Raw genomic sequence first — 25,034 nt, 5'->3', positions numbered from 1 at the left:
GCGGTTTTCCGTCCTGAATTGCGTAAAAACAAAAACTTAGAACGGTTCAGCGCTTCCATGAATAGCTGAGCCGCTCTATAGGAAGTCGCGCAGGGCTTGGCCGCCTGAGCCGTCATCACAAAACAGTTTCGAATAGCGGGATCAAGGCCGCGCCGATCGCGCCGGGGGCGTCGATGATCTTCGCCACGGCCAAGCCCGGAACGTCGCGCAATGCGCCATGCCGAGGCAGATTGTTGAATTCGGTGCGTTCGATCAGCATTCTCGCAAGTGAACGTGGAAGCTCGCCGCCAAGCACGATCAATGCCGGGTCGAAGATCGCGCAGATCGCGTTGATGGCTCTGTTGTGGGCCGGAGTGACGCGGTCGATCCATTCCTCGACACCATCCCACTCCACCAGATTTTCGTTCTTCAGGTCCTTCAGCGTCAGCCCCACGCGCCCCTTGGCGCGAAGATGTTCGAGCAATTGGTTGAGTGCGGGACGATCGTCGTAATCCTGCCGTCCGAAGAGAACCGAGAATTCCCCGGCATTTCCGAAACTGCCGCGAAAGGGCATGCCTCCGGAAATCAGGCCGCCGCCATAGCCATGAAGATGGGCGATATAGGCAAAATCGGCGACGTCACGGCCGACGCCGAAAATCGCTTCAGCCAAGGCGGCGGTCCTGGCGACGTTGTCAGCCCAGACCGGCAGGCCAAGTCGCTGTCCCAGCTCGGGCGCCAGGTCGATCAGCGACCAATGGGCCAGCGGCAGGGGGCAATTGAAAGCTGTCTCCAGCATCCGATGGCCGGCGACTGCCAGGCCGACGCCGAGGATATCGCTTCGCTTGGCTCCGCGGCGGGCGAGGATATCTTCGACCGCCGCTTCGATCCGGTCCATCTCCAGAGGCAAAGAAGCGCCGGCCTGGGGAATTTCCATATTGTCCAACGGTTCGCCGAAGCCCATGAGGCAAAGGCCGATCGAGCCGACATTGACGGAGATGCCGAGCGTCAGACACCACTCCTTCCGAAGCGTCAGCTCCGGGCTGGGCGGACCGGCGCGCCGGTTTTCCGACTGGGAAAAGGCGACCATCCCCCGATCGTGAAGCCGCCGGACGATCCTGTGCAGTGATTGCTGGGTGAGATCGAGCGGTTCCGTGAGATCGGATCGCTCGATGCCGGGCGACTTCCAGATCAATCGCAAGAGGTCGCGTTCGTTGCGAGAGGCCACCCTCGCGGGCTGCGTGTCTCGCAAAAAATGTGGGGCGACGTGGTCCCGCGGATCGTACTTCATTTTCCGAACATATTGATTTACACTGTAAGTGTGAAGCAGGTGGATGGGGCGCTTTGCTTCTGCAGGGCAACGAAGTCATCCGTGGTTTTGCAGTCCTGCTTAACGCATCAAGATTGGCCAGACCAGTTGCGATGACGTCTCAAGCGGCAGGGGAAAAGAAGCGAGCGGCATGGATTCATTAAGAGCGGAGAAATTGGCCTGCATTGCCGAACATGAGGGTTACGGTTTTGAGCCCACGCATGAAGGCGCCAGCTTCGAATCAATGGTTCAGGCCTTTTCGGCCGGTTATGGGGTTTTCGCCGCACAGCCATTGAAGAATGGCCGAAAATTCGCCTGGGCCGCGGATTTGAGAAGGACCGAGGCGCTCACGGTGCTTCACTCCGTGTATCAGAGTTCCTGGACAATCCGGACGCTTGATGAGACTCCGCAGCATCTCGCATTTTTCATGCCGCACACCGGATCTTTTCGACTGTCGATAGGAAAGAGAACGGTCGAAAGCGGCGCCGGTCATCTGCTTATGGCCAACAACCACGAAGCCGGCGATCGTGTGGTCCAAGGCGGACCGCACCGTTCGGACGTCCTCTTCCTGGACTGGAAGGTTGTGAAAAGGGTGCTCGCCTCGCTGGTGGAAAAGCCCCTCTCGGAGTCGTTCGACCTCGACCCGATCCTTGATCGCACGACGCAGTCAGGCCAGCTTATCGGCAATCTGCTTCAGACGATCGTGCAGGGCCTGCGCGGCGACGGTCCGCTGCTATCTTCGCCTCTTGCCGCAGCCGCGATGAGCGAAACTCTCGCTCACTTGGTGATCCGATTTGGCCGGCATCGTTTTTCCAATCATCTCGAAAAACAGAAAGTATCGCTGATTGCTCCCTGGCACGTCCGGCGGGCCATCGACTACATGCATGCCAATATCGCGGAACCTCTCACCATGACGATGGTGGCCGACGGTGTCGGCGTTTCCCTTCGTGCATTGCAAACGGGCTTCAGGGCCTTCAGGGGCACGTCGCCGGCAGGGTATCTCCGCACGATCCGGCTGCAGGCGGCCCGCGAGCAACTGCGGGATCCGACCAACCAGCAATCCGTCCGCGAAATCTGTGCGATATGGGGTTTTGCGCACGCGGGGAGGTTCTCCATCATCTACCGCAGCACCTTTGGAGAGAGCCCGCGCGATACGCGGCTGCGGGCCGAGCGCCTGCGCTGAAGTAAGCCTGGAGAAGCTGCTCTTCCGGCCGTTCAGCGCGGCGGCGCGATGCTGCCGCGCAGGACGAGATGACAGCCGAGTTCCAGGCGATGAGCCGGCCGCTGCGGATCATTGGCGATCAGCCGCTGTTCGATGAGCGCGAGCGCTGCCGCGCCGAGACGGTCGGTCGGCACGCTCACGGTGGACAGCGGCGGGCGGCTGAACTCGCCGGGAACGATGTCGTCGAAGCCGAGCACGGATATTGCGTCGGGAACGCGTATATCGCGATCGGCCAATGCCTTCAGGCAGCCGAGCGCCAGATTGTCGGCCGCGCAGAAGACGGCGGTTGCGCCGTTCAGCGTGGGGTCGCGATGGAGCAGCGCGTTGATGGCCGCTTCGCCATGCCGGGGCTCGTATCCCTCCGCCTCGATGATCATATCCTTCGGCACGGGAAGCTGTGCGGCGAAATAGGCATCGGAAAAACCGTCATACCGGCGCTGGATGGTCGTGCGGCCCTTCCACGTCAGGTGCAGGATCCGGCGGTGGCCAAGCGCCAGGAGGTGCTCGATTCCCAGCCGTGCGCCGAAGCGGTTTTCAGGTGTCACCGTATCGACCAGCATGGCGGGATCCTCGCCGTTGACGATGACGACGGGCATATCCGCCGAGGCGAGGCTGCGGATGAGTTCGGGCTGATCATCATTCAGCACCACGATGCCATCAGCGCGTTCTGATATCGCGATCTGCCTGACCTCGGCGCCGTCGATGCGCCGGCCGCTGCTGACGTAGGGCACGATGCGGATGCCGCGACGCTCGCATTCCCTACGAAGACCATTGAGAATCGTCCAGCTCACCAGGTTGAGATCGCTCTCCGGCGCGGCATCGTCAGGAATGGCGAGAAGCAGAACGTGCAAGGCGGCGATCGTCGCCTTCTTTCTCCGGCGGTCGAGATAACCGAGACGTTTTGCCGAATCCAGAACTCGTTCCCGCACTTCGATCGTCAGCGGCGCAGTGCCGTTCAGGGCGTGCGAGGCCGTGCTCAGCGACACTTCGGCATCGCGTGCGACATCTTTGAGATTGACTTTACGTTCCACTTTTTCCGCCAGGAATTCAGATCGTACCTTCGAAGCATAAGCTAACTCGATGTTTTCACATAAAGACTTTAGAAAAGCTATGTGCTTGCGTTGATATTTTCGTCATCCGCAATCAGCGACGTTCGGCAAGCAGCCCGTTGAACAGCAGGTCGAAATAGGCTCGCATGAAGGCGTCCTTGCTAGGCGTCGGCACGCGGCGATCGTCGAAGATCAACCGCAGAACCGTCGTCGTCAGAATCGGCGCGACCACGATGTCGGAGAATTCGACGGGAATTTCGCGAAATTCCCCTGATGCAACGCCTTCCAGGATGAGAGCGTCGATCCTGGCGATAATCGGCGCTATGAATTCATCGTGGTGGCGATCGATCAGGTCGGGGAACCGCTGTCCTTCCGAAATGACCAGCCGCGTCAATTCGCGAGTTGTGCGATCCTCCGCGATTTGGTCGTAAAGTAGACCGAGAATGGACATCAGCCTGTCGGTGGCGCTGCCGCTGAGGCCAGCGGTGATTTCAAGCAGTTCCTGAAAGGGGACCGAGAAGTGACTGATCATGGCTTCGAAGAGCTTTTCCTTCGTCTCGAAGTAGACGTAGACCGTGCCCTTGGTGACGCCGACCCTGTCTGCGATGTCGTCGACTCGGGCGCCGGCGAATCCGTTTCTGACGAATTCCTCGAAGGCGGCATCCAGGATCTGGATGGGCCGCAACGCCTTCTGTTCCGCGCGCGTGAGTTTCTTCTGAGCCGCCATTCGTGTCTCGCCTCCCTTGTTTTGTACCGTCGCCCCTATGGCAAAAGTTTCATTGACTAATCCGTCAGTCAATTATATAGCAGTTGCCGTTGAGAGCAAGAGGTCAACTATGAGAACCATTTTGGTCGCCACAGCGATCGTATGCACGATCGGTCTCGTCTCCTGCAGCGAGCCGGGCGGGCCGAGCGAACCTGCCGCGCGGCAGGTCGGCGTCGTCGTCGCCAGGTCTGAGCCGCTGAGTGATGGCGGCTCGCTGACGGGAGAGGTCCGCGCCCGTGTTCAGACCGATCTGTCCTTCCGCGTCAGTGGTAAGATCGTCGAACGGCTGGTCGAGGTCGGGCAGTCCGTAAAGGCGGGGCAGCTGCTGGCGCGCATCGATCCGGAAGAGCAGAAGGCCGACCTGGATGTGGCCGCCGCCAATCTCCAATCCGCCGAGGCGCAGCAGACCCAGGCGCAGCTTGCCTTCGACCGCCAGCAGAGCCTGTTTCGGACCCAGGTGACGACGCGCGCCGCGCTCGACCAGGCGCAGGAGGCGCTTCTGACGGCGCAGGCATCGACCAAGTCGGCGCAGGCGCTCTTCGAAACAGCGCAGGACACCCTCTCCTATACCCAGCTGAAGGCCGATGCCGATGGGGTGATCACCGCCCGCAATGCCGAGGTCGGGCAGGTGGCGCAGGCGGCTCAGGTCGTCTTCACCCTTGCCCATGATGGCGACCGGGATGCCGTCTTCGAAGTGGTCGAAAGCGCGTTCCTCCGTCCGATCGACGGCGACGGCACAGTGGCCCTTCTGTCGGACCCCTCGCAGAAGATCACGGCGAAGGTGCGCGAGATTTCGCCGACGATCGATTCTTCCACCGGCACCATCAGGGTCAAGGTTGCGTTGTCGAGCGATGCTCCCATTCCACTCGGCGCTCCCGTCGTCGGAAAGTTCAGTTACGTCCCGCAGGACGTCATCCAGCTGCCCTGGTCGGCAATGACCTCCAAGGGGGGGAAGCCGGCAGTCTGGATCGTCGATCCCGCATCCTCTGCGGTTTCGGTAAGGGCGATCGACGTCGCCGGCTACGAGACCGGCAGCTTCGTCGTCAAGTCGGGCGTGTCGGCAGGGGACGTCGTGGTGACCGACGGCACCAAATTCCTCAGGCCCGGCGAAATCGTGTCTTATGTCAAGGAAGCATCCAAGTGAGCATTCGTCCCAAGATAATCGCACTGATGATGGGTACGGCCCTGATCTCCTCCTGCACGAAGCAGGAGGAAAGCACTGGTGAAGCGCCCCGTCCCGTGCTGTCGATGACGGTCAAGCAGACACCCGCGACCAGCCTCGGCCTGACCGGCACGATCCAGCCGACGATCGAGACCGATCTCGGTTTCCGGATCCTCGGGCGGATGATCGCTCGCAACGTCAATGTCGGTGATGTCGTCAAGAAGGGTGATGTCGTTGCCGCCATCGATCCGCTGGCGCTGGAGCTTGCCGTGCGCAGCGCCCAGTCCGATGTCGAGAACAGCGACGCCCAGCTTCGAAACGCGGTGACGACGGAACAGCGCCAGCGCGCGCTGGTGGAATCGCGCTCCGGAACGGAAGCCTCGCTCGAAGAGGCCGAACAGGCGAGACGGACGGCCGCAGCCGCCGTCGCCAAAGCGCAGGCCAATCTCGACAAGGCCAGGGAGCAGCTCGGTTACGCGCAGCTTCAGGCGGAATTCGATGGCGTCGTGACGGCGACCTCGGCCGAGGTCGGCCAGGTCGTCTCGGCCGGCCAGACGGTGGTCACGATAGCGCGGCCGGACAAGCGCGACGCGGTGGTCGACGTGCCCCAGGCCGCGGCACAGAAACTGAAGATCGGCGCGCCCTTCGAGGTGACGCTGCAGCTCGAACCTTCGATCCGCACGACAGGCATCGTGCGCGAGATCGCACCGGAGGCCGAGACCGCGACCCGCACGAGCAGGACCAAGATCGCGCTCGCCGATCCGCCTGAAGCCTTCAGGCTCGGCGCGGTCATCACAGCCTCCGCAACCATCGCTGCCGATCCCGAGATCGTGCTGCCTTCCTCAGCGATTCTTGCCGGCACCGACGGCGCCAGCGTCTGGATCGTCGACGTACCGGCCAAGAAGGTGGCGCTTCGCCGCGTCAAGATCGACGGCGAACTAACCGACGGCGGCAACGTCCGCGTCACCGAAGGGCTCGCTCCCGGAGAGCGAGTCGTCGTGGCGGGCGTGCATAAACTTGAAGATGGCCAGGCCATCAGGATCGATCAGGAGATCAGCCAGTGAAGTCCTTCAATCTTTCCGACTGGGCGCTCGAACACCGTTCGCTCGTCTGGTACTTCATGATCGTCTTCATTCTCGCCGGCGCCTTCTCCTATCTGAACCTCGGCCGCGAGGAAGATCCGAACTTCACCATCAAGACCATGGTGATCACCGCGCAATGGCCCGGCGCCTCCGCCGAGGAAGTGACGCGGCAGGTGACCGACAGGATCGAGAAGAAGCTCCAGGAACTGGAATCGCTCGATTATACCAAGAGCCAGACCGTCGCCGGCCAGACCACCGTCTTCGTCGAGCTGCTGCCGACGACCAAGGCTAAGGATGTCGCGCCGACCTGGCTGCGCATCCGCAACATGATCGCCGACATCAAGGGCGATTTCCCAAGCGGGGTCGTCGGTCCCTTCTTCAATGACCGCTTCGGCGACGTATTCGGCAACATCTACGCCTTCACCAGCGACGGGCTGACCCAGCGCCAGCTTCGCGATCTCGTTGAAAATGCCCGCTCCGAAGTTCTGACGGTGCCGAATGTCGGCAAGGTCGATGTGATCGGCGCCCAGGACGAGGCAATCTATCTCGAATTCTCTACGCGCCAGATCGCAGCGCTCGGCATCGACCAGCAGTCGGTCATTCAGACGCTGCAGGCTCAGAATGCAGTCACCCAGTCCGGCTTCGTCGATGCCGGTCCGGAGCGCATCGCCCTGCGGGTGAGCGGACAGTTCACCTCCGAGGAAAGCCTTCGCTCGATCAACCTTCGCATCAACGACCGCTTCTTCCCGTTGACCGATGTCGCCACGATCAAGCGCGGTTACGTCGATCCGCCCTCGGCGCTGTTCCGCTTCAACGGCGAGCCCGCGATCGGGCTTGCCATCGGCATGAAGCAGGGCGCCAACCTGCTGGAGTTCGGCGAGGCGCTCGACGCGCGGATGAAACAGGTCGTCGCCGATCTTCCGATCGGCGTGGATGTCCACCGCGTTTCCGATCAGCCGGCCGTCGTCGACGAAGCTGTTTCGGGCTTTACCCGCGCGCTCTTTGAAGCGATCGTCATCGTCCTGGTCATCAGCTTCATCAGCCTCGGCGCCCGCGCCGGCATGGTGGTGGCGATCTCCATTCCTCTCGTGCTCGCCATCACCTTCGTGGTGATGGAATATTCCGGCATTTCGCTTCAGCGTATCTCGCTCGGCGCGCTTATCATTGCGCTAGGCCTGCTCGTCGACGATGCCATGATCGCCGTCGAGATGATGGTCGCCCGTCTGGAGGCGGGCGATGACCTGAGAAAAGCCGCTACCCACGTCTATACATCGACGGCTTTCCCGATGTTGACCGGGACGCTCGTCACCGTCGCGGGCTTCATTCCGGTTGGCCTCAACAGCAGCGCCGCCGGCGAATTCACCTTTACGCTTTTTGTGGTCATTGCGGTTTCGCTGGTTGTTTCCTGGATCGTCGCCGTGTTGTTCACGCCGCTTCTCGGCGTCACCATCCTGCCGAAGACCATGAAGTCGCATCACGAGAAGAAGGGACGGTTCGCCTCCGTGTTCTCCTGGCTTTTGGGGCTGGCGATGCGCTGGCGTTGGGTCACCATCGTGCTGACGGTCGGCGTCTTCGCTCTTTCGGTCGGCGGCATGGGGCTGGTGCAGCAGCAGTTCTTTCCGAACTCGGACAGAACCGAGCTCGTGATCGACTGGAACCTGCCCCACAACAGCTCGATTGCCGAGACCAACAGGCAGATGGCCAAGTTCGAAAAGGAGATGCTGGCCGATAATAAGGATATCGATCACTGGACGACCTATGTCGGCCAGGGCGCGCCGCGCTTCATCCTGTCCTTCGATGTGCAGACGCCCGATGTCACCTTCGGACAGACCATCATCGTCACCAAAGGCCTCGACGTGCGCGACAAGGTGCGGGCGGAGCTGCAGGATTATCTGACGAAGACCTTCCCGGGCACCGACGCCTTCGTGAAGCTTCTCGATATCGGCCCGCCGGTGGGCAAACCGGTCCAGTACCGGATCAGCGGCCCGGATATTCAGAAGGTACGCGATATCTCCCAGCAATTTGCGGGCGTTGTCGGCACCCATCCGTTATTGTCGAACATGGTCTTGGACTGGAACGAGCCCTCCCGCGTTGTGAAGGTCGACGTCTTGCAGGACAAGGCGCGCCAGCTCGGCGTTTCCTCCGAGGACATCGCAACCGCGCTCAATGGCATCGTCGAAGGTTCGACGGCAACGCAGATTCGCGATGATATCTACCTGGTCAACGTCGTCGGGCGTGCCAGGGCATCAGAGCGCGACTCCATCCAGACCCTTCAGAATCTGCAGCTCTCCACCTCCAACGGCAAAGTCGTGCCTTTGTCGGCCGTCGCGAATTTCCGTTACGAGCTCGAGCAGCCGACGATCTGGCGTCGCGACCGGCAGCCCACGATCACGCTCAAGGCAGCCGTCATCGGTTCGACACAGCCGGCCACGATCGTCGATCAGCTGAAGCCGAAGGTCGAGGAATTCCAGAAGAACCTTCCCGTCGGATACAAGGTGGAAATCGGCGGCGCCGTCGAATCCAGCGCCGAGGCGCAAGGACCGATCGCGGCCGTGGCTCCGCTGATGCTGTTTACGATGGCGACGATCCTGATGATCCAGCTGCAGAGCTTCAGCCGCCTGTTCCTGGTCTTTGCGGTGGCGCCGACAGCCCTGATCGGCGTGGTCACGGCGCTCTTGCTCAGCAATGCGCCCATGGGCTTCGTCGCCATCCTCGGCGTGCTGGCGCTGATCGGCATCCTGATCCGCAACTCGGTCATCCTGGTCGTGCAGATCGAGCATCTGCGCGCCGAAGGGGTCGCGCCATGGCACGCGGTCATCGAGGCGACCGAACACCGCATGCGGCCGATCATGCTGACGGCGGCGGCGGCAACCCTCGCGCTGATCCCGATCTCGCGCGAGATCTTCTGGGGGCCGATGGCCTACGCCATGATGGGCGGCATCGTTATCGGAACCGCGCTCACCCTGCTGTTCCTGCCGGCCCTCTACGTCGCATGGTTCAGAATCCCGAGGGATGAGGCTGTTCGGGCCGAAGCCACCGCGGAGGCATGAGGTGAGCTTCGACGGCCACCGCCTACGGCCGCCGCGGCGGCGGCCGCAACACGGGCCGCGACGAAGTGGGTGGGATGGCGCGGGCGATGCCGTCCCACACCGGGCGGGAACGGCATGGCGAATGATGACGTGGGCAGAGCCACACGCCGGAGAGCGTCTGGCCTTGAGGGAAACGGATCGATAATGCAGCGACGTTTCCGAGGCCTGCCAAAGGCAATGCCGGCGATCATCTTCGCCATCGGCCTGGCGATGCTTGCGGGCTGTGCCACGCGGCCATCGCCTGAAGTTTTGACGCCTGTTCATCTCAGCGAGCCGGCCCGTTCGGAAACGGCTCCAGACAGGGTGAGTGTGCTCGTCGCGACCAACAGAACGCCCGATCGCGTGAGGGGCGGGTTCGACAGCACATGGGCCGGGAAGCTGACCTATGAGCAGTATGCGTTTTCCGTTCCTCCCGGCAGGAAGGATACCGCAATCACCTATCCCAAGGCAAAGCCGGATCCGGAGCGGCAATTTGCCGTCGTCGAGCGCAGGCGGCTGCCGAAGGATGCTTTCGTGCAGCAGGTGCTCGCCGCCGTGCAGCCCGACGGCACTGTCGGCATCTTCGTCCATGGCTACAACTACAGTTATCAGGAAGCGCTTTACCGCATCGCCCAGATCGCCGCCGATGCGAAGATCTCGGGCGCTCCGATCCTGTTTTCCTGGCCTTCGGCGGCATCCGTCGCCGGATATGTCGCCGATCGCGACGCTGCGCTTTCCTCGCGCAGCGAACTCGATTCCCTCGTCACATTGCTCTCGGCATCGGGCAAGGTGAAGCGCATCATCCTGTTCGGGCACAGCATGGGCGGGTTCCTGGTGGTGGAAACGGTGCGAGAACTCAAGCTGCAGCATCGCGACGCCGTCATCGGCAAGCTGGCGGTGGTGCTCGCCGCTCCTGACATCGACGTCGATGTCTTCCGGTCGCAGCTGAAGGACATCGGTCCAATGCCGAGCCCGATCTCCCTTTTGGTTTCCAAGGACGACCGGGCGCTTGTTGCCTCAAGCTTCATCGCCGGCGAACGGGCGCGCGTCGGCCGCCTCGATATCGACGATCCTGTCATCCAGGAGGCGGCCTTGCAGGCGAGGCTGCGGGTCATCGACATTACCTCGGTCAAGACCTCCGATGGGTTGGGCCACGACCGCTACGCATCGCTCGCAAAGTTCGGCGCCCAGCTTGCTTCCTTCGAGAGCGGCGGCCGGTCGACCGCCGGCGACGTCGGCGCCTTCGTCTTCGATGCCGCAGGCGCTGCAGTCGCAAGCTCGTTTCGCCTGGCGGGACATGTCGTTCGCTCCCAATAAAGCGGTTTTGAATTTACGCAATTCCCGGCAAAAGCGCTTCGCGCTCTGCCTGGGAAAACCGCTCGCACTTTTTCTGGAATTGCTCCAGGTCGGGAGCCTGTCCATTCTGATCATCAGGATTGTGTACAATCTGACTATTAAATTGTCAGATGCCTAAATGAAGCGCAGACTTCCATCGTGGCCGAGTCGGCCACTGGGGATATGGGAGGGCATTATGAGCATTCAAAATCCGTCTCCCTCGTTGTACAACGAGGATCTTGCGCCCGCGGAGGAGCGTAAGTGGGGTGCGTTCAGCATCTTCAACGTCTGGACGTCCGACGTCCATAGCCTCTGGGGCTATTATCTGGCGGCGAGCCTGTTTCTGCTCTGCGGCAGTTTCGTGAACTTCGTCATCGCCATCGGTATCGGCTCTCTCGTCATCTTCTTCCTGATGAGCCTAGTCGGAAATGCCGGCGTGCGCACCGGTGTCCCTTTTCCGGTTCTGGCGCGCGCCTCCTTCGGCACCTTCGGCGCCAACGTTCCCGCACTCGTCCGGGCGGTCGTCGCCTGCTTCTGGTACGGCGCGCAGACCGCCGCTGCATCCGGCGCGATCGTCGCTTTGCTGATCCGCAACGAGAGCCTGCTCGCCTTCCATCAGAACAGCCACATGCTCGGCCATTCGACCCTCGAGCTTATCTGCTACATCATCGTCTGGGCGCTGCAGCTGCTGATCATTCAGCGCGGCATGGAAACGGTCCGCAAGTTCCAGGATTGGGCGGGTCCTGCCGTCTGGATCATGATGCTGATCCTCGCGGTCTATCTCGTCACCAAATCCGGCACCTTCTCCTTCGGTTCCGAAATCCCGCGCGACGTGCTGATCGAAAAGACCAAGGATGCCGGCGTGCCGGGCGAGCCCGGCTCCATTGCCGCACTTGCCGCTGTGGCCGCCACCTGGATTACCTATTTCGCCGCGCTCTACCTGAACTTCTGCGACTTCTCGCGTTACGCAACGAGCGAAAAGGCGCTGCGGAAGGGCAACCTCTGGGGCTTGCCGATCAACCTCCTGGCATTCTGCCTCGTCGCCGGTGTCACGACCACGGCCGCCTTCACCGTATACGGCGAGGTCCTGCTGCATCCGGAAATGATCTCGGCGAAATTCGACAGCTGGTTCCTGGCGTTGCTGGCGGCGCTGACATTCGCGGTGGCAACGCTCGGCATCAACGTCGTGGCGAATTTCGTTTCGCCGGCCTTCGACTTTGCCAATGTCTTCCCACGCCAGATCAACTTCAAGCGCGGCGGATATATCGCCGCCCTGATTGCCCTCGTGCTCTATCCGTTTGCTCCCTGGGAGACGGGTGCGGCGCACTTCGTCAACTTCATCGGTTCGACGATGGGGCCGATCTTCGGCATCATGATGGTCGACTACTATCTCATTCGGAAGAGCCAGCTGAACGTAGAGGCGCTCTATCAGGAGAATGGCGAATTCCGGTTCCAGAACGGCTGGCACGGCAATGCCTTCATCGCCTTTGCGGTCGGTGCGCTGTTCTCCTCGATCCTGCCGACCTTCACCTCCATCCTGCCAGACTGGTGGGGCACCTATGGCTGGTTTTTCGGCGTCGCCATCGGCGGGGCGATCTATTTCGTGCTGAGAATGGGCGCGCGGCGCAATCCGGCCTTCGCCTCATGACGAAACAAAGGCGCCTGGCCATCGCCGGGCGCCTTCATGTTCCGTTTTCATAAGCTGCCGCCCCGGGAGCGGGCGACTATACGCTCAACAGACTGACGCTACATCGATCAGGATTGGGACGATATCTCCACGGAAACGCGATGGGCGACGCAGAGGCTGTTTGGCATCGGCTCTTTTATGCTTGTGCCGAAGCGGATGCATGTTTTGCGAAATGGCATTATGATCGGCGCAACGCCTGACCGGCGTTGGTGCGGATACGTGATCCGCAGGACGGGGAGGACGGCAGGATTTGGAACGGCTGAAGGATCTGGACAGTGTTTCCGCGCGGGTCGGCAACGGGTCGGCGTCGCCTCCTTACGAGCGGCGCGGCGTCGTGGCCGCAGCTGTCTACGAGCATGGGCAGCGTATTCGCGACATCAAAATAGAGGAAGCCGGCGAGTGGCGAAACCGGGAGAATGCCATTGTCTGGATCGGTCTGCATGAGCCGGATGAAGTGCTGCTGCATCAGATCCAGGCCGAGTTCAATCTGCATCCGCTGGCGATCGAGGATGCGGCGCAGCCCCACCAGCGCCCGAAGCTGGAAATTTACGGGGAGGCGATGTTCATCGTCGCCCGCACCGCCCATATGAAGGACGGTGAAATCGTCTTCGGCGAAACGCATCTCTTTGTCGGCCGCGGTTACGTCGTCTCCGTTCGCCACGGCGAATCCTCCTCTTATCTCGCGGTCAGGCAGCGCTGCGAGGCCACGCCCGCCGCCCTTGCCCATGGCGAGAACTACATTCTCTATTCCATCCTCGATTTCATCGTCGACAACTACATGCCTGTCATCGAGGTGGTGCAGGAAGAGGTCGAGATGCTCGAGGATCTCGTGCTGCGCGAACAGCTGGGAAAATCCGACATCGAGCGGCTTTACATGCTGCGGCGCAAGCTTCTGCGGCTGCGCAACGCAGTGGTGCCGCTCGTCGACGTCTGCCGGCGATACGAGCATATCGATCTTCCGGGCATGGATCCGACGCTGCAATCGCTGTTTCGCGATGTGACCGATCACGTGCGCCGGGTTCAGGAGGATATCGATGCATTGCGCGAGGTACTCGCCTTCGCCTTCGAAGCCAGCGTGATGATCGGCCAGACGGAACAGACGGCAATCGCCCGCAAGCTCGCCGCCTGGGCGGCGATCCTCGCCGTTCCCACCGCGATCGCCGGCATCTACGGCATGAATTTCAGCGATATGCCGGAATTGAAATTTCAGTACGGCTATTTCGTCGTATTGGGCGTCATCGCCGTTCTGTGCCTCAGCCTTTTCGGCTTCTTCCGCCGGCGAAAATGGCTTTAGTCAGGACAGCGCTTTCAACAGCCGATTTCGATGTATACCGATGTAGCCGATGTCGTTCAGGTAGAGCCTGGCGTCTCCTGCGTCGACGTCTTCCGCGAAGGTCTCGTCGCCGGCCGCAGCCCTTGCCAACATGAAATCGGCAAGGGCTTGAAGCCGGCTGCAGATCATCTCGGGAAGCCGGCGCCGTTCTTCCATCGTCGCGCCATAGGCGTTGCAGAAGATTTTCGCCCGCCGCAGCTGGTCGTCCAGACCGAATGCCACGGAGGGATTGGCAGGATCGGAGAGGGGTGCCCAGCGATAGACCGCATAGGCGAGATCCCAGAGGCGCGGGGCGGGATGGGCAGTGTCGAAATCGATGATCCCGACAGCCTCCTGATCGACGGTGGCGACATTGTACGGCGCAAAGTCTCCGTGACAGACGATCTCACGCGGCTCCTGCGCCGGCAGCATCCATATCTGAGCATCGTCATCCGATTCCAGAAAGCCCTGAGATGCTGTATGAAAATCGCGCAGAAGTCTCGCCGCGGAAATCAGCATGCGCTCTGATCCGACAAGGGGATCACGGAGGTCTTCGCAGACGCGCCCGGCGACGTAGCTGACGAGCTCCTGATCGTCGCCGGTAATTTGAATGGGCTGCGGAGCCGCCGGGAAGCCATTGCGTCTGAGATGGCGCAAGAACCGGTGCGTGGTGGGCGTCCATGCGCCTGATGGTCTGATGACGGTATCGCCGTCGCGCCATATCTGCCCGGTTCGCCCGCCCTCCAATAATTTCACGCATGGCCTCCTACGCAGATTTCAGTTTTTCGATATGGGCCTGAACCGTAGCGGCAAGGTTCGTTTCATGGCAGTTCCGGTAGAACGCCGCCGTGTCCGAAGGCATCCCGCCGGGAATGGCGACGAAGTCTTCAAGCCGGAAACCACTTGTACTGCCGAGTTCAGGATCGGCCAGTTGGCTTTCACTGAGGCCGCCGACGCGAACAGCTAGGGCTTCGAAATAAGCAAGATTTTCATCCACCGCCGAAGGCGAAGATGTTCTGCCGTGCGCGGGAATGACCAGTTTCGCATCAAGGTCACGGATCCGCCTGAGCGAGGAGCGGATCTGGCGAAGATCATCGGCACTCCTGCTCCAGACTTCGGGAATGGGATATTCCACCGCGTCGGCGGCCAGGCAGATGCGGAGTTCCGGAATCCAGATGGCGATATGGTCAGGCGTGTGTCCCGGCGTATGAATGAGTTCCAGCGTCAGATCGCCGCCGTTCAGGACGATCGAGCCGGAGAAGGTGATATCGGGGCCGATGAGTTCGACGTCTACAAACCGCGATTCCCGTCTCGCCTTGTCCTTCAGGATCTGGTGCGTGGAGGCATCACGCAGGCGGTCGAGCGCTGCGGCATGCGCGATGATCGGAGCACGCCCTGAAACCGCAGAGTTTCCCCAGAAGTGATCCCAATCCATATGCGAATTGACGACGATCAGCGGGCAATCCTCGCCTCTTTCCCCAAGCAGATCCAGCGCCATCCGGCACAGTTCGGGCGTGCCGAGCGTATCGATCAGGACATTGAACCTATCGGTCCGCACAAACACGGCATCGACCTCGTCTCCCGCCCGGAGGATAACGATGCGCTGGTCAAGTCCGGGATGGGAGCACAATTCTACCGCTGGGTTCAAGTCTGCCCGCCTTCGTTGCAATTGCAGTGATATTATCTACTATATCAAATCTCGTCTGGATGCTCGCTCTCTAAGGGCTCGCCGATTTCCGCTCCACCGGCACTGGCACATCCCACCGTTCCATCACGGCGTTCGGCACGGCGGTCGCGCAGATCACCATCACACTGGGCTTCGAGCGGCCGAGGCTCTTCGGCGTCCATTGCGCCTGGAGCGGGACGGCGCATCGAGGCACCAGCACCTTCGCGTTCGGTTCCAGCACGTCACAGCGCTCGTGCCCCTTGGCGTTCTCCTGTGCGATGAAACGCCTGGCCTCCTCGCGGATTTCGAACAGGCCGTGCTTATCAGGTGTCGAGCGATCGGTCTCGAGGCTCCAGGAGGCGAGGCAGGGTATGCAAGCCGTAAGGGCGGTGATGAAGACTATTGATCTAAGCATTGATGGGCTCAACCGCTCGTTCCGGATCGGAAACAGTCAGAGGTCTTTTAGCGCGTGGCGGCGATATCTCTACCGGCAAATCGTGAGGACTTCCTTCTCTCGTTGCGCGAGATCGACCTGCCTGAAGATGTGATGTCCCATCTCGCCGCGCAGGCGCGTCCCGTCTTCCCATGTCCCATGCACCCGTGAATTGACGACTTGAGTGGAACAACCTCCGTCAAAAGAAGTTTGCCTGAAAAGCAACACGAGGCGGCGGCCGATGTTACTCTCTGCGAAGCAGGGTGCGCTCAGCACCCCACCCCGGATCTATTATGTCAACCCGCTACTTCTCCAAGGCATCGATGCATGGCGCGAGGTTTTCGGCCATGCGGCGGATACCGGCTTTGATTATGTTCTGACGGCGCCGCTCTTCGACCGAGGCGGGGACTGCAGCGTCTTTACCTCCCGGGATTTCGATCGACTCGATCCTGAACTGCAGCTCGGAAGCGCGGTCGATGATGGGATATCGCGCTTGGCGGAGGCTGCTGACAAGAGCGGCGTCGGCCTGATGATGGACCTGATGCTCGACGGGAAAGTCGGCGATGCGCAAGCGGGCTTTCGTCCGGTCGATCCTCGACGCTCGCCGCTCGATCCGGCGGAGCCGATGAATACGATCGGGTCCGAGCGGCAACTGCGTTTGTTGGGGGAGTGGACCGAACGGCTGCGGCGGCTGTCCGGGCTCGGCCTATCCGGCTACCGGGTGCTCGGGATCGATCGCGCCGCACCGGCGCTTTTCAAATCGCTGATCGCTTCGGTGCGCGAGAAGGCTGACGCGCAATTCCTCGCCTGGACGCCCGGCACCGATTTTGCGGTAAGAAGAGCGATCGCGGATGCGGGCTTTTCAGGATGTTTTTCATCGATGGCCTGGTGGGATCTCGACGAGAGATGGTTCGTCGAGGAGCATCGCGTCCAGGAGGCGCTCGGCTGGCAGGTCGCCTTTCCCGAGCCGCCATTTGCCAGACGGATTGCGCATGGGACCGAGAGCCGTGAAATCCTCGAGCGGCGTGCCGTCAGAGCGCTGCGGCTTGCCGCCTCGCTCGGCGGCGGCCTCATGGTTCCGATCGGTTTCGAATATGGTGCGGCGACGCCGCTCGATCCGACCCACGGCGATGATTCGGGGCTGCGGAAGCTGCGCCATGATCTCGCCTTCGACATCTCCTCCGAGATACGCGTCGCCAATGCCGAGATCGGCAGGGCGGGCCAGGCGCGCGCTCCATCGCTCCGCCTGATCCGCAACGCCAACGGGTCGGTTTCGGCGCTTGTGCAATCCGAGGAGCAGGATCTTCGCAGCGCATCGAATGTACGGTTCGTCCTGATTAATCGGGACCTCCGGAGAAGCGCATCCGCGCCGATGACGGCGCTTCGCGAGGCGGCCTCCGGTTATCTTCCCGTCGCGGCCGATGGCGCGGTCCTGCGCCTGCGGGCAGGGGAGACCCGGATCATCGAAGCCAAAGCGCCGGAGCCGATCGCATCCATGCCTGCCCTCGACGTCGAGCAGGCGATCGCTTCGCCGCGGCTTGCCATCGAAAACATCATGCCGCGGGTGGATGACGGACGCTTTCCTGTCAAGCGTGTGGTCGGCGAGACCGTCACCGTCGAGGCCGATATATTCGCCGACGGCCACGACCCGATCGCGGCCGTCCTGCTCTGGCGGCCGCACGACCCTTTGGCGGAGTGGAAAGAGACCGAGATGCAGCTGGTCGAGAACGACCGCTGGCGCGCCGAATTCCTGCTGGAGCGCATCGGGCGCTACGAGTTCGCGGTCGAAGCGTGGAAGAACCCGTTCGCGATCTTCCGCTACGAACTGACCAAGAAGAACGATGCCAGGCTGGATCTGAAGCTGGAGCTTCAGGAGGGATTGAACCTCGTTCGCGCCGCGAAGGCCGAAGCGCCGCCGGCACTCGGCGCCGACTTGCAGGTGCTCATCGACAGTCTTGAACACGCGTCGGATTCCGGGCGCACGGCAATCCTGCTCGACCCCGAGACCTCCGAGTTGATGAACAAGGCAGACAGGCGGCCTTTCCGTCTTCGCTCCACGACGAGCGCCGTCGATGCCGAACGCAAATCGGCAGCCTTTGCCAGCTGGTACCAGATTTTCCCGCGCTCCCAGAGCGGCGATCCGAACCGGCACGGCACCTTCGACGATGTCATCCCGAGGTTGGCGGATATCCGAGATATGGGCTTCGACGTGCTCTACTTCCCGCCCATCCATCCGATTGGAACGACCAACCGGAAGGGGCGCAACAACAGCCTGAAGGCAGCACCCGGCGATCCCGGAAGTCCCTATGCCATCGGCTCAGAGGAGGGCGGCCATGATGCCATTCATCCCGAGCTCGGCGATTTCGAGGATTTCGGCCGGCTGGTCGAGGAGGCGGGCCGGCATGGGCTGGAGATCGCGCTCGATCTTGCGATCCAGGCTTCGCCGGATCATCCCTGGCTGACGGAGCATCCTGGCTGGTTCGACTGGAGGCCCGACGGGACGATCAAATATGCCGAAAACCCGCCGAAAAAATACGAGGACATCGTCAATGTCGATTTCTATACGAAAGACGCGCTGCCCTCTCTGTGGGTGGAACTCCGGGACATCGTCCAGCTCTGGGTCGACCAGGGCGTCAAGCTGTTTCGGGTCGACAACCCGCACACCAAGCCCTTTCCGTTCTGGGAATGGCTGATCGGCGATATCAGGGCGCACCATCCCGAGGTCGTCTTCCTGTCGGAAGCCTTCACCAGACCGAAGGTCATGTACCGGTTGGCGAAGATCGGCTTCTCCCAGTCCTATACCTATTTCACCTGGCGCAATACCAAGTGGGAGCTCGAGCAATATATGCGCGAGCTCACCGAGACGGCGCCGAAGGAATTCTTCCGCCCGCATTTCTTCGTCAACACCCATGACATCAATCCGGATTTTCTCCAGAACGCGCCGCGTCCGGCCTTCCTGATCCGCGCGGCACTCGCCGCAACGCTTTCCGGACTGTGGGGCGTCTATAACGGCTTCGAACTTTGCGAGGGGCGTCCCGACGCCAAGCGCAAGGAATATGCCGATAGCGAAAAATACGAGATCCGCGCCTGGGATTACGACCGGCCAGGCAACATTATTGCCGAAATTCGGATGCTGAACCGCATCCGGAACGAAAACACCGCGCTGCATTCGCATCTCGGGCTGACGCTGCTGACCGCCTGGAACGACAACATCCTGTTCTTCGAGAAGGCGAGCCGCGCCCGCGACAATGTCTTGCTGATCGCGATCAGCCTTGACCCCCATAATTTTCAGGAAAGCGATGTCGAACTGCCGCTTTGGAAGTGGTCGTTGGATGATGGCGGCGCGCTCGACGCCGAGGATTTGGTCTCGGGGCAACGGTTCAGGTGGAACGGCAAGCGGCAGAGAGTGGGTTTCAATCCTCAGATCCTGCCCTTTGCGATCTGGCGCGTTCGCGCAGCGGAGGCATGAATGGACACGATGAATCCCAGTAGCGTCGACCCGCTGCTCTGGTACAAGGATGCGATCATCTACCAGTTGCACATCAAGTCATTCTATGACGCCAATGGCGATGGCGTCGGCGATTTTGCCGGCCTGCACCAGAAGCTCGATCACGTCGCAGCACTCGGCGTCAACGCCATCTGGCTTTTGCCTTTCTTTCCCTCACCGCGTCGTGACGACGGTTACGACATTGCCGACTACGGCAATGTCAGCCCGGATTACGGGACCGTGGAGGATTTCCGGGCTTTCGTCGACGCCGCCCATCAGCGCAACATCCGCGTCATCATCGAGCTCGTCATCAATCACACTTCTGACCAGCATCCCTGGTTTCAACGCGCACGCCAGGCGCCGGCGGGATCGCCGGAACGGGATTTCTATGTCTGGTCGGACAGCGATCAGAAATTCCCGGAAACGCGCATCATCTTCCTCGACACGGAGAAATCCAACTGGACATGGGATGCGGTCGCCGGCGCTTACTACTGGCACCGCTTCTATTCCCACCAGCCGGACCTCAACTTCGATAGCCCGCTTGTGATGGAGGAGCTGCTGAAGGTGATGCGCTTCTGGCTGGAAACGGGCATCGATGGTTTCCGCCTCGACGCGATCCCGTACCTCGTCGAGCGCGAGGGGACGATCAACGAAAACCTTCCCGAGACCCATGCGATCCTCAAGCGCATCCGTGCCGCTCTCGACGCTACTCATCCCGGCGTGATGTTGCTTGCCGAGGCCAATCAATGGCCCGAGGACACGCGCGAATATTTTGGCGAAGGCGACGAATGCCACATGGCTTTCCACTTCCCGCTGATGCCGCGCATGTATATGGCGATCGCCAAGGAAGACCGCTTCCCGATCACCGACATCCTGCGTCAGACGCCTGAAATCCCGGAGAATTGCCAATGGGCGATCTTTCTGCGCAATCATGACGAGTTGACGCTCGAGATGGTCACCGACGCCGAGCGGGACTATCTCTGGGAGACCTATGCTTCCGACAAGCGCGCCCGCATCAATCTCGGCATCAGGCGACGCCTGGCGCCGCTGATGGAGCGCGACCGCCGGCGCATCGAGCTGATGAACGCGCTTCTTCTGTCGATGCCGGGAACGCCCGTGATCTATTACGGCGATGAGATCGGCATGGGCGACAACATCTATCTCGGCGACCGCGACGGGGTGCGGACGCCAATGCAATGGTCTCCCGACCGCAACGGCGGCTTTTCTCGGACGGACCCGGCGCGCCTCGTCCTGCCGCTGATCGCCGATCCGCTCTACGGTTTCGAAGCGGTCAATGTCGAAGCCCAGAGCACCGATGCGCATTCGCTGCTCAATTGGACGCGCAAGATGCTGGCGCTGCGTGGCAGGCATCCGGCCTTCGGACGCGGTTCGCTGCGTTTCCTTTCGCCTGAGAACCGCAAGATCCTGGCCTATCTCAGGGAATATGAGGGCGAGACGCTGATGTGCGTCGCAAACCTCTCGCGACTGCCCCAGGCGGTCGAGCTCGACCTCTCGGCCTTCGAGGGCCGCGTGCCGATCGAACTGACGGGCATGTCGCCTTTTCCGCCGATCGGGCAACTGACCTATCTCCTGACGCTGCCGCCCTATGGCTTCTTCTGGTTTCAGCTGGAAGCGGATGCCGATCCGCCGGCATGGCGCACCGCGCCGCCGGAACAGCTTCCCGACCTCGTTACGATGGTGATCCGCCGCGGTCTGCTCGATCTCGTCGATGAGCCGCGGTTGGGGCGCGTCCTTAGCAACGAAATTCTGCCCGCTTATCTCGCCAAGCGGCGCTGGTTCGGGGCGAAGGACCAGCCGCTTCAGGCGGCTCGGCTGATCTCGGCAACGCCAATCCCCTATGCCGACGGGATCGTTCTCGGCGAGTTGGAGGTGGAGCTGCCGGATCACAGCGAATCCTATCAGTTGCCGCTGGCTGTCGCCTGGGATGATGCGCAACCCTCCGCTCTGACGCAGCAGCTCGCGCTTGGGCGGGTTCGTCAGGGCAGGCGGGTCGGCTTCCTGACGGATGGGTTCGCGATCGAGCCGATGGCGCGCGGCATTCTGCGCGGGCTGGCCGACCGCTCGCGCATTACCGGACGTACCGGCACCCTCGAATTTCTCGGCACCGAACGGCTCGATCGCCTGCAGGTTACCGACGACATGCCGGTTCATTGGCTCTCTGCCGAGCAATCGAACAGTTCGCTGATCGTCGGCGACGTCGCCATGATCAAGCTGATCCGGCACATTTTTCCGGGCGTCCATCCGGAGGTGGAAATGACGCGGTTTCTGACCTGCGCGGGTTATGATCACACCGCGCCGTTGCTCGGCGAGATCGCGCACACCGATTCCAGCGGCCGCCGCTCGACCTTGATCATAGTCCAGGGTGCGATCCGTAACCAGGGCGACGCCTGGAACTGGATGCTGAACAATTTGCGCCGCGCGGCCGACGAGCTCGTGCTGAACGATCCGGCAGTCGAGCCTGGCGACGACGTCTTCCGGCCGCTGATCAGCTTCGTTGCCATGGTCGGCACCAGGCTCGGCGAATTGCATGTCGTCCTCTCCGGAGAAAACGCCGACGAGGCTTTCAGTCCCGTCGTCGCCGGTAACGATGAGGTCGAGGCAATCAAGAAGGCGGTGGCGGGCGAGGTCGCCTATGCCATGTCGAAACTGGCAGAACGCGACGAGAATGCCGATCCCGCGATCGATCTGCTCGCCCGCCCTCTTCTGGAACGCCGCTCCGAACTCGTCGAACTTGGCGCGCGCCTGGCGGAGAGTGCTCGGGGCACACTGATGACGCGCACGCATGGCGACTTCCATCTCGGCCAGATCCTGGTCAGCGAGGGCGATGCCGTCATCATCGATTTCGAGGGCGAACCCGCGAAGAACCTCGCCGAACGCCGCGCCAAGACCGTTCCGCTCCGCGACGTCGCCGGACTTTTGAGATCGCTGAGCTATCTCGTCGCCACCGCGCAACTCGACAATGACGCGGTCACCGAACATGAAAACGAGGTGCGCCGTAACGCCATCGCCCGCTTCGGGCGCAATGCCGAACAGGCTTTTCTCGATGCCTATTGGCAAGCGGTCTCCGCATCGAAGGCGCTCGCCATGCCGACCGAACAACGACGGAGGGTTCTCGATGCCTTTCTTCTCGAAAAGGCCGCTTATGAAATCGCCTATGAGGCCCGCATCAGGCCGAAATGGCTGCCGATCCCGCTCGCCGGCCTTACCGAAATCGTATCGCGCTTAGTGGGGGTCAGGGCATGAATGTTGAACGCTCGGAACTTCTCGCCGGCATCGGACATGATGCCCTTTGGGCCCTGATCGAGGGACGCCACGGCGATCCGTTCTCGATCCTTGGTCCGCATGAAAGCGGCGGCATGACGATAGTGCGCGTCTATCTGCCGGGTGCCGAAGGCGTCGATCTCATCGAAGCGGCGAGCGGCAGAGTGGTGACACCCTTCAGCATCGCTCACCCCTCAGGCCTGTTTGCGGCGGCGATGGGTTCGAGGATGCCTTACCGGTTGCGGATCACATGGCCGGATGGCGAGCAGATCACCGAGGATCCCTACAGCTTCGGGCTTCTGCTGGGGGAGCTCGATCTCCACCTGATCTCCGAGGGCACCCATTACAGCCTGAGCCGGACGCTTGGCGCCGTTGAAATGTCGGTCGACGACGTCGCGGGCGTCCGCTTCGCCGTCTGGGCTCCGAATGCCCGCCGCGTTTCGGTTGTCGGCGATTTCAACGCCTGGGACGGGCGGCGAAACCCGATGCGGCTGCGGCAGTCCGCCGGCGTCTGGGAGCTTTTCATGCCCCGGCTGGCGCCCGGCGAAAGATACAAGTTCGAGATCATCGATCCGCATGGAAATTGCTTGCCGCAGAAGGCGGATCCGGTGGCGAGAGCCAGCGAAGCCGCCCCGTCCACGGCTTCGATCGTCGCATCCTCGACACGGTTTCGATGGACGGATGACAATTGGATGAAGGGCCGGTCGCGAGAGCAAAGACTGGAAGGGCCGATCTCCGTCTATGAGGTGCATGCCGGTTCCTGGCTGCGGGAGAATGGCGGGCGGTCGCTCGACTGGGCCGAACTCAGCCAGCGGCTCGTTCCCTATGTTCGCGAGATGGGATTCACCCATATAGAGCTGCTGCCGATCATGGAGCACCCCTTCGGCGGCTCCTGGGGTTATCAGCCGCTCGGCCTCTTCGCCCCGACCGGCCGTTATGGCACGCCTGAGGATCTCGCCTATTTCATCGACCGCTGCCATGGCGCCGGGATCGGCGTCATCCTCGATTGGGTGCCGGCCCATTTTCCCACCGACGTCTGGGGGCTCGCCCGCTTCGACGGCACCGCGCTCTACGAACACGAGGACCCGCGTGAAGGCTTTCATCGTGACTGGAATACGCTGATCTACAATCTCGGCCGCAACGAGGTAAAAGGCTTCCTGATCGCCAGCGCGCTCGAATGGCTCGAACGCTACCATATCGATGGATTACGCGTCGATGCCGTCGCCTCGATGCTCTACCGCGACTACAGCCGCAACGAGGGGGAATGGATTCCCAATCAATATGGCGGCCGTGAGAACCTGGAAGCGGTGGAATTCTTCAAGCATCTGAACAGTATCGTTCACGAGCGCTGCCCGCATGCCATGACGATCGCAGAGGAATCGACGGCTTGGCCAGGTGTCACCAAGCCGCCGGAAGAGGGCGGGCTCGGCTTCGACATCAAGTGGAACATGGGGTGGATGCATGACAGCCTGAGCTATATCGAGAAAGATCCCGTCTACCGGAGCTATCACCACGGCACGATGACCTTCGGCATGATCTATGCCTATTCCGAGCGCTTCATCCTGCCGATTTCGCACGACGAGGTCGTTTATGGAAAAGGCTCGCTGCTCGGCAAGATGCCGGGCGACGAGTGGCAGAAATTCGCCAATCTGCGCAGTTACCTCGCCTTCATGTGGGGCCATCCCGGAAAGAAGCTGATGTTCATGGGAGGCGAGATCGCCCAGCCGGGCGAGTGGAACCATGACGCGTCAATCGCCTGGGACGTGCTGGACCGGCCGGCCCATGCCGGGATTCAGCGGCTGGTCAAGGATTTGAACGGCTTTTACGCCGAAGAGCCGGCCCTGCAGTTCGGCGATTTCCATCCCGAAGGCTTCGAATGGGCGGCGGCGGACGATGCCGTCAATTCCGTCCTCGGCATGCTGCGTTACGCGGAGAATCGTGCCTCGTCGGTTCTCGCCGTCTCGAATTTCACGCCGGTGCCGCGTTACGGCTACCGGATCGGCGTGCCGCAGGACGGCGTGTGGATCGAGCGGATGACGACGGATGCGCGCGAATATGGCGGCTCCGGCCTCGTCAATGGCGCAGTGTCGAGCGAACCCGTACCCGCGCACGGCAGGCCGCATTCGCTCTCGCTGACGCTGCCGCCGCTGGCAACGATTTTTCTCAAGTCGCCTTGATAGGGCTTCACGTCGTTCCGG

The 25,034-nt window shown here is 61.6% G+C and carries 16 protein-coding genes; 10 read left to right on the top strand and 6 right to left on the bottom strand.

Annotated elements, in window-relative coordinates; genetic code table 11:
* Positions 1–115 precede the first annotated feature (115 nt).
* Positions 116–1,267, bottom strand: coding sequence for an ROK family transcriptional regulator (locus tag B5E41_RS15310; protein WP_088394901.1), 1,152 nt, complete (start codon positions 1,265–1,267; stop codon positions 116–118).
* A gap of 169 nt (positions 1,268–1,436) precedes the next feature.
* Between B5E41_RS15310 and B5E41_RS15305 the strand changes: the two genes are divergently transcribed.
* A complete protein-coding gene (locus B5E41_RS15305; protein WP_088394899.1) occupies positions 1,437–2,468 on the top strand; it encodes a helix-turn-helix transcriptional regulator in 1,032 nt (343 codons plus the stop codon).
* A 32-nt stretch (positions 2,469–2,500) separates the two neighbouring features.
* Here B5E41_RS15305 and B5E41_RS15300 read toward each other — a convergent pair whose 3' ends face one another.
* Together B5E41_RS15300 and B5E41_RS15295 are read right to left on the bottom strand one after the other, a co-directional pair.
* Complete coding sequence (locus B5E41_RS15300) at positions 2,501–3,538, bottom strand: LacI family DNA-binding transcriptional regulator (RefSeq protein ID WP_088394897.1); 1,038 nt, start codon at positions 3,536–3,538, stop codon at positions 2,501–2,503.
* Between the two features lie 112 nt (positions 3,539–3,650).
* Entirely contained in the window at positions 3,651–4,283 is a 633-nt protein-coding gene (locus B5E41_RS15295) for a TetR/AcrR family transcriptional regulator (RefSeq protein WP_088394895.1), read from the bottom strand.
* Positions 4,284–4,392: 109 nt separating this feature from the next.
* Here B5E41_RS15295 and B5E41_RS15290 point away from each other — a divergent pair, with 109 nt between their 5' ends.
* The 6 genes from B5E41_RS15290 to B5E41_RS15265 all read left to right on the top strand — a co-directional run bounded on the left by B5E41_RS15290 (position 4,393) and on the right by B5E41_RS15265 (position 13,950).
* A complete protein-coding gene (locus tag B5E41_RS15290; RefSeq protein ID WP_088394893.1) occupies positions 4,393–5,466 on the top strand; it encodes an efflux RND transporter periplasmic adaptor subunit in 1,074 nt (357 codons plus the stop codon).
* Positions 5,463–6,548: an efflux RND transporter periplasmic adaptor subunit gene (locus B5E41_RS15285; RefSeq protein WP_088394891.1), complete on the top strand. Its 1,086-nt coding sequence runs from the start codon at positions 5,463–5,465 to the stop codon at positions 6,546–6,548. The genes B5E41_RS15290 and B5E41_RS15285 overlap by 4 nt, the downstream gene beginning before the upstream one ends.
* Positions 6,545–9,616 carry an efflux RND transporter permease subunit gene (locus B5E41_RS15280; protein WP_088394889.1) on the top strand — a complete coding sequence of 1,024 codons (3,072 nt, stop codon included), beginning with the start codon at positions 6,545–6,547 and terminating at the stop codon, positions 9,614–9,616. Before B5E41_RS15285 ends, B5E41_RS15280 begins: the two co-directional genes overlap by 4 nt.
* A gap of 183 nt (positions 9,617–9,799) precedes the next feature.
* Positions 9,800–10,951 (top strand): alpha/beta hydrolase, encoded by a 1,152-nt coding sequence (locus tag B5E41_RS15275; protein WP_176439400.1) that lies wholly within the window; start codon positions 9,800–9,802, stop codon positions 10,949–10,951.
* A gap of 214 nt (positions 10,952–11,165) precedes the next feature.
* Positions 11,166–12,617 (top strand): NCS1 family nucleobase:cation symporter-1, encoded by a 1,452-nt coding sequence (locus B5E41_RS15270; protein WP_088394887.1) that lies wholly within the window; start codon positions 11,166–11,168, stop codon positions 12,615–12,617.
* A gap of 289 nt (positions 12,618–12,906) precedes the next feature.
* Positions 12,907–13,950, top strand: a complete 1,044-nt coding sequence (locus B5E41_RS15265; RefSeq protein ID WP_064807578.1) for a magnesium and cobalt transport protein CorA — start codon at positions 12,907–12,909, stop codon at positions 13,948–13,950.
* Here B5E41_RS15265 and B5E41_RS15260 read toward each other — a convergent pair whose 3' ends face one another.
* The 3 genes from B5E41_RS15260 to B5E41_RS15250 all read right to left on the bottom strand — a co-directional run bounded on the left by B5E41_RS15260 (position 13,951) and on the right by B5E41_RS15250 (position 16,049).
* Positions 13,951–14,724: a phosphotransferase gene (locus tag B5E41_RS15260; RefSeq protein WP_088394885.1), complete on the bottom strand. Its 774-nt coding sequence runs from the start codon at positions 14,722–14,724 to the stop codon at positions 13,951–13,953.
* A 10-nt stretch (positions 14,725–14,734) separates the two neighbouring features.
* Positions 14,735–15,616: an MBL fold metallo-hydrolase gene (locus B5E41_RS15255; protein ID WP_088394883.1), complete on the bottom strand. Its 882-nt coding sequence runs from the start codon at positions 15,614–15,616 to the stop codon at positions 14,735–14,737.
* Between the two features lie 70 nt (positions 15,617–15,686).
* Entirely contained in the window at positions 15,687–16,049 is a 363-nt protein-coding gene (locus tag B5E41_RS15250; protein ID WP_088394881.1) for a hypothetical protein, read from the bottom strand.
* Positions 16,050–16,308: 259 nt separating this feature from the next.
* Here B5E41_RS15250 and B5E41_RS15245 point away from each other — a divergent pair, with 259 nt between their 5' ends.
* The 3 genes from B5E41_RS15245 to glgB are packed head-to-tail and all read left to right on the top strand — an operon-like array spanning position 16,309 to position 25,013.
* Positions 16,309–19,536, top strand: a complete 3,228-nt coding sequence (locus B5E41_RS15245) for an alpha-1,4-glucan--maltose-1-phosphate maltosyltransferase (protein ID WP_088394879.1) — start codon at positions 16,309–16,311, stop codon at positions 19,534–19,536.
* Positions 19,537–22,818: a maltose alpha-D-glucosyltransferase gene (gene treS / locus B5E41_RS15240; protein ID WP_088394877.1), complete on the top strand. Its 3,282-nt coding sequence runs from the start codon at positions 19,537–19,539 to the stop codon at positions 22,816–22,818.
* On the top strand, positions 22,815–25,013 hold the full coding sequence (gene glgB, locus B5E41_RS15235) for a 1,4-alpha-glucan branching protein GlgB (RefSeq protein ID WP_088394875.1): 2,199 nt from the start codon (positions 22,815–22,817) through the stop codon (positions 25,011–25,013). The genes treS and glgB overlap by 4 nt, the downstream gene beginning before the upstream one ends.
* Positions 25,014–25,034: the final 21 nt, after the last annotated feature.

The sequence above is a fragment of the Rhizobium esperanzae genome (genome assembly GCF_002204185.1).
Lineage (GTDB): Bacteria > Pseudomonadota > Alphaproteobacteria > Rhizobiales > Rhizobiaceae > Rhizobium > Rhizobium esperanzae.
The sequence above is the reverse complement of the archived record's forward strand: the minus strand, read 5'-3'. Positions and strand labels throughout refer to the sequence as shown.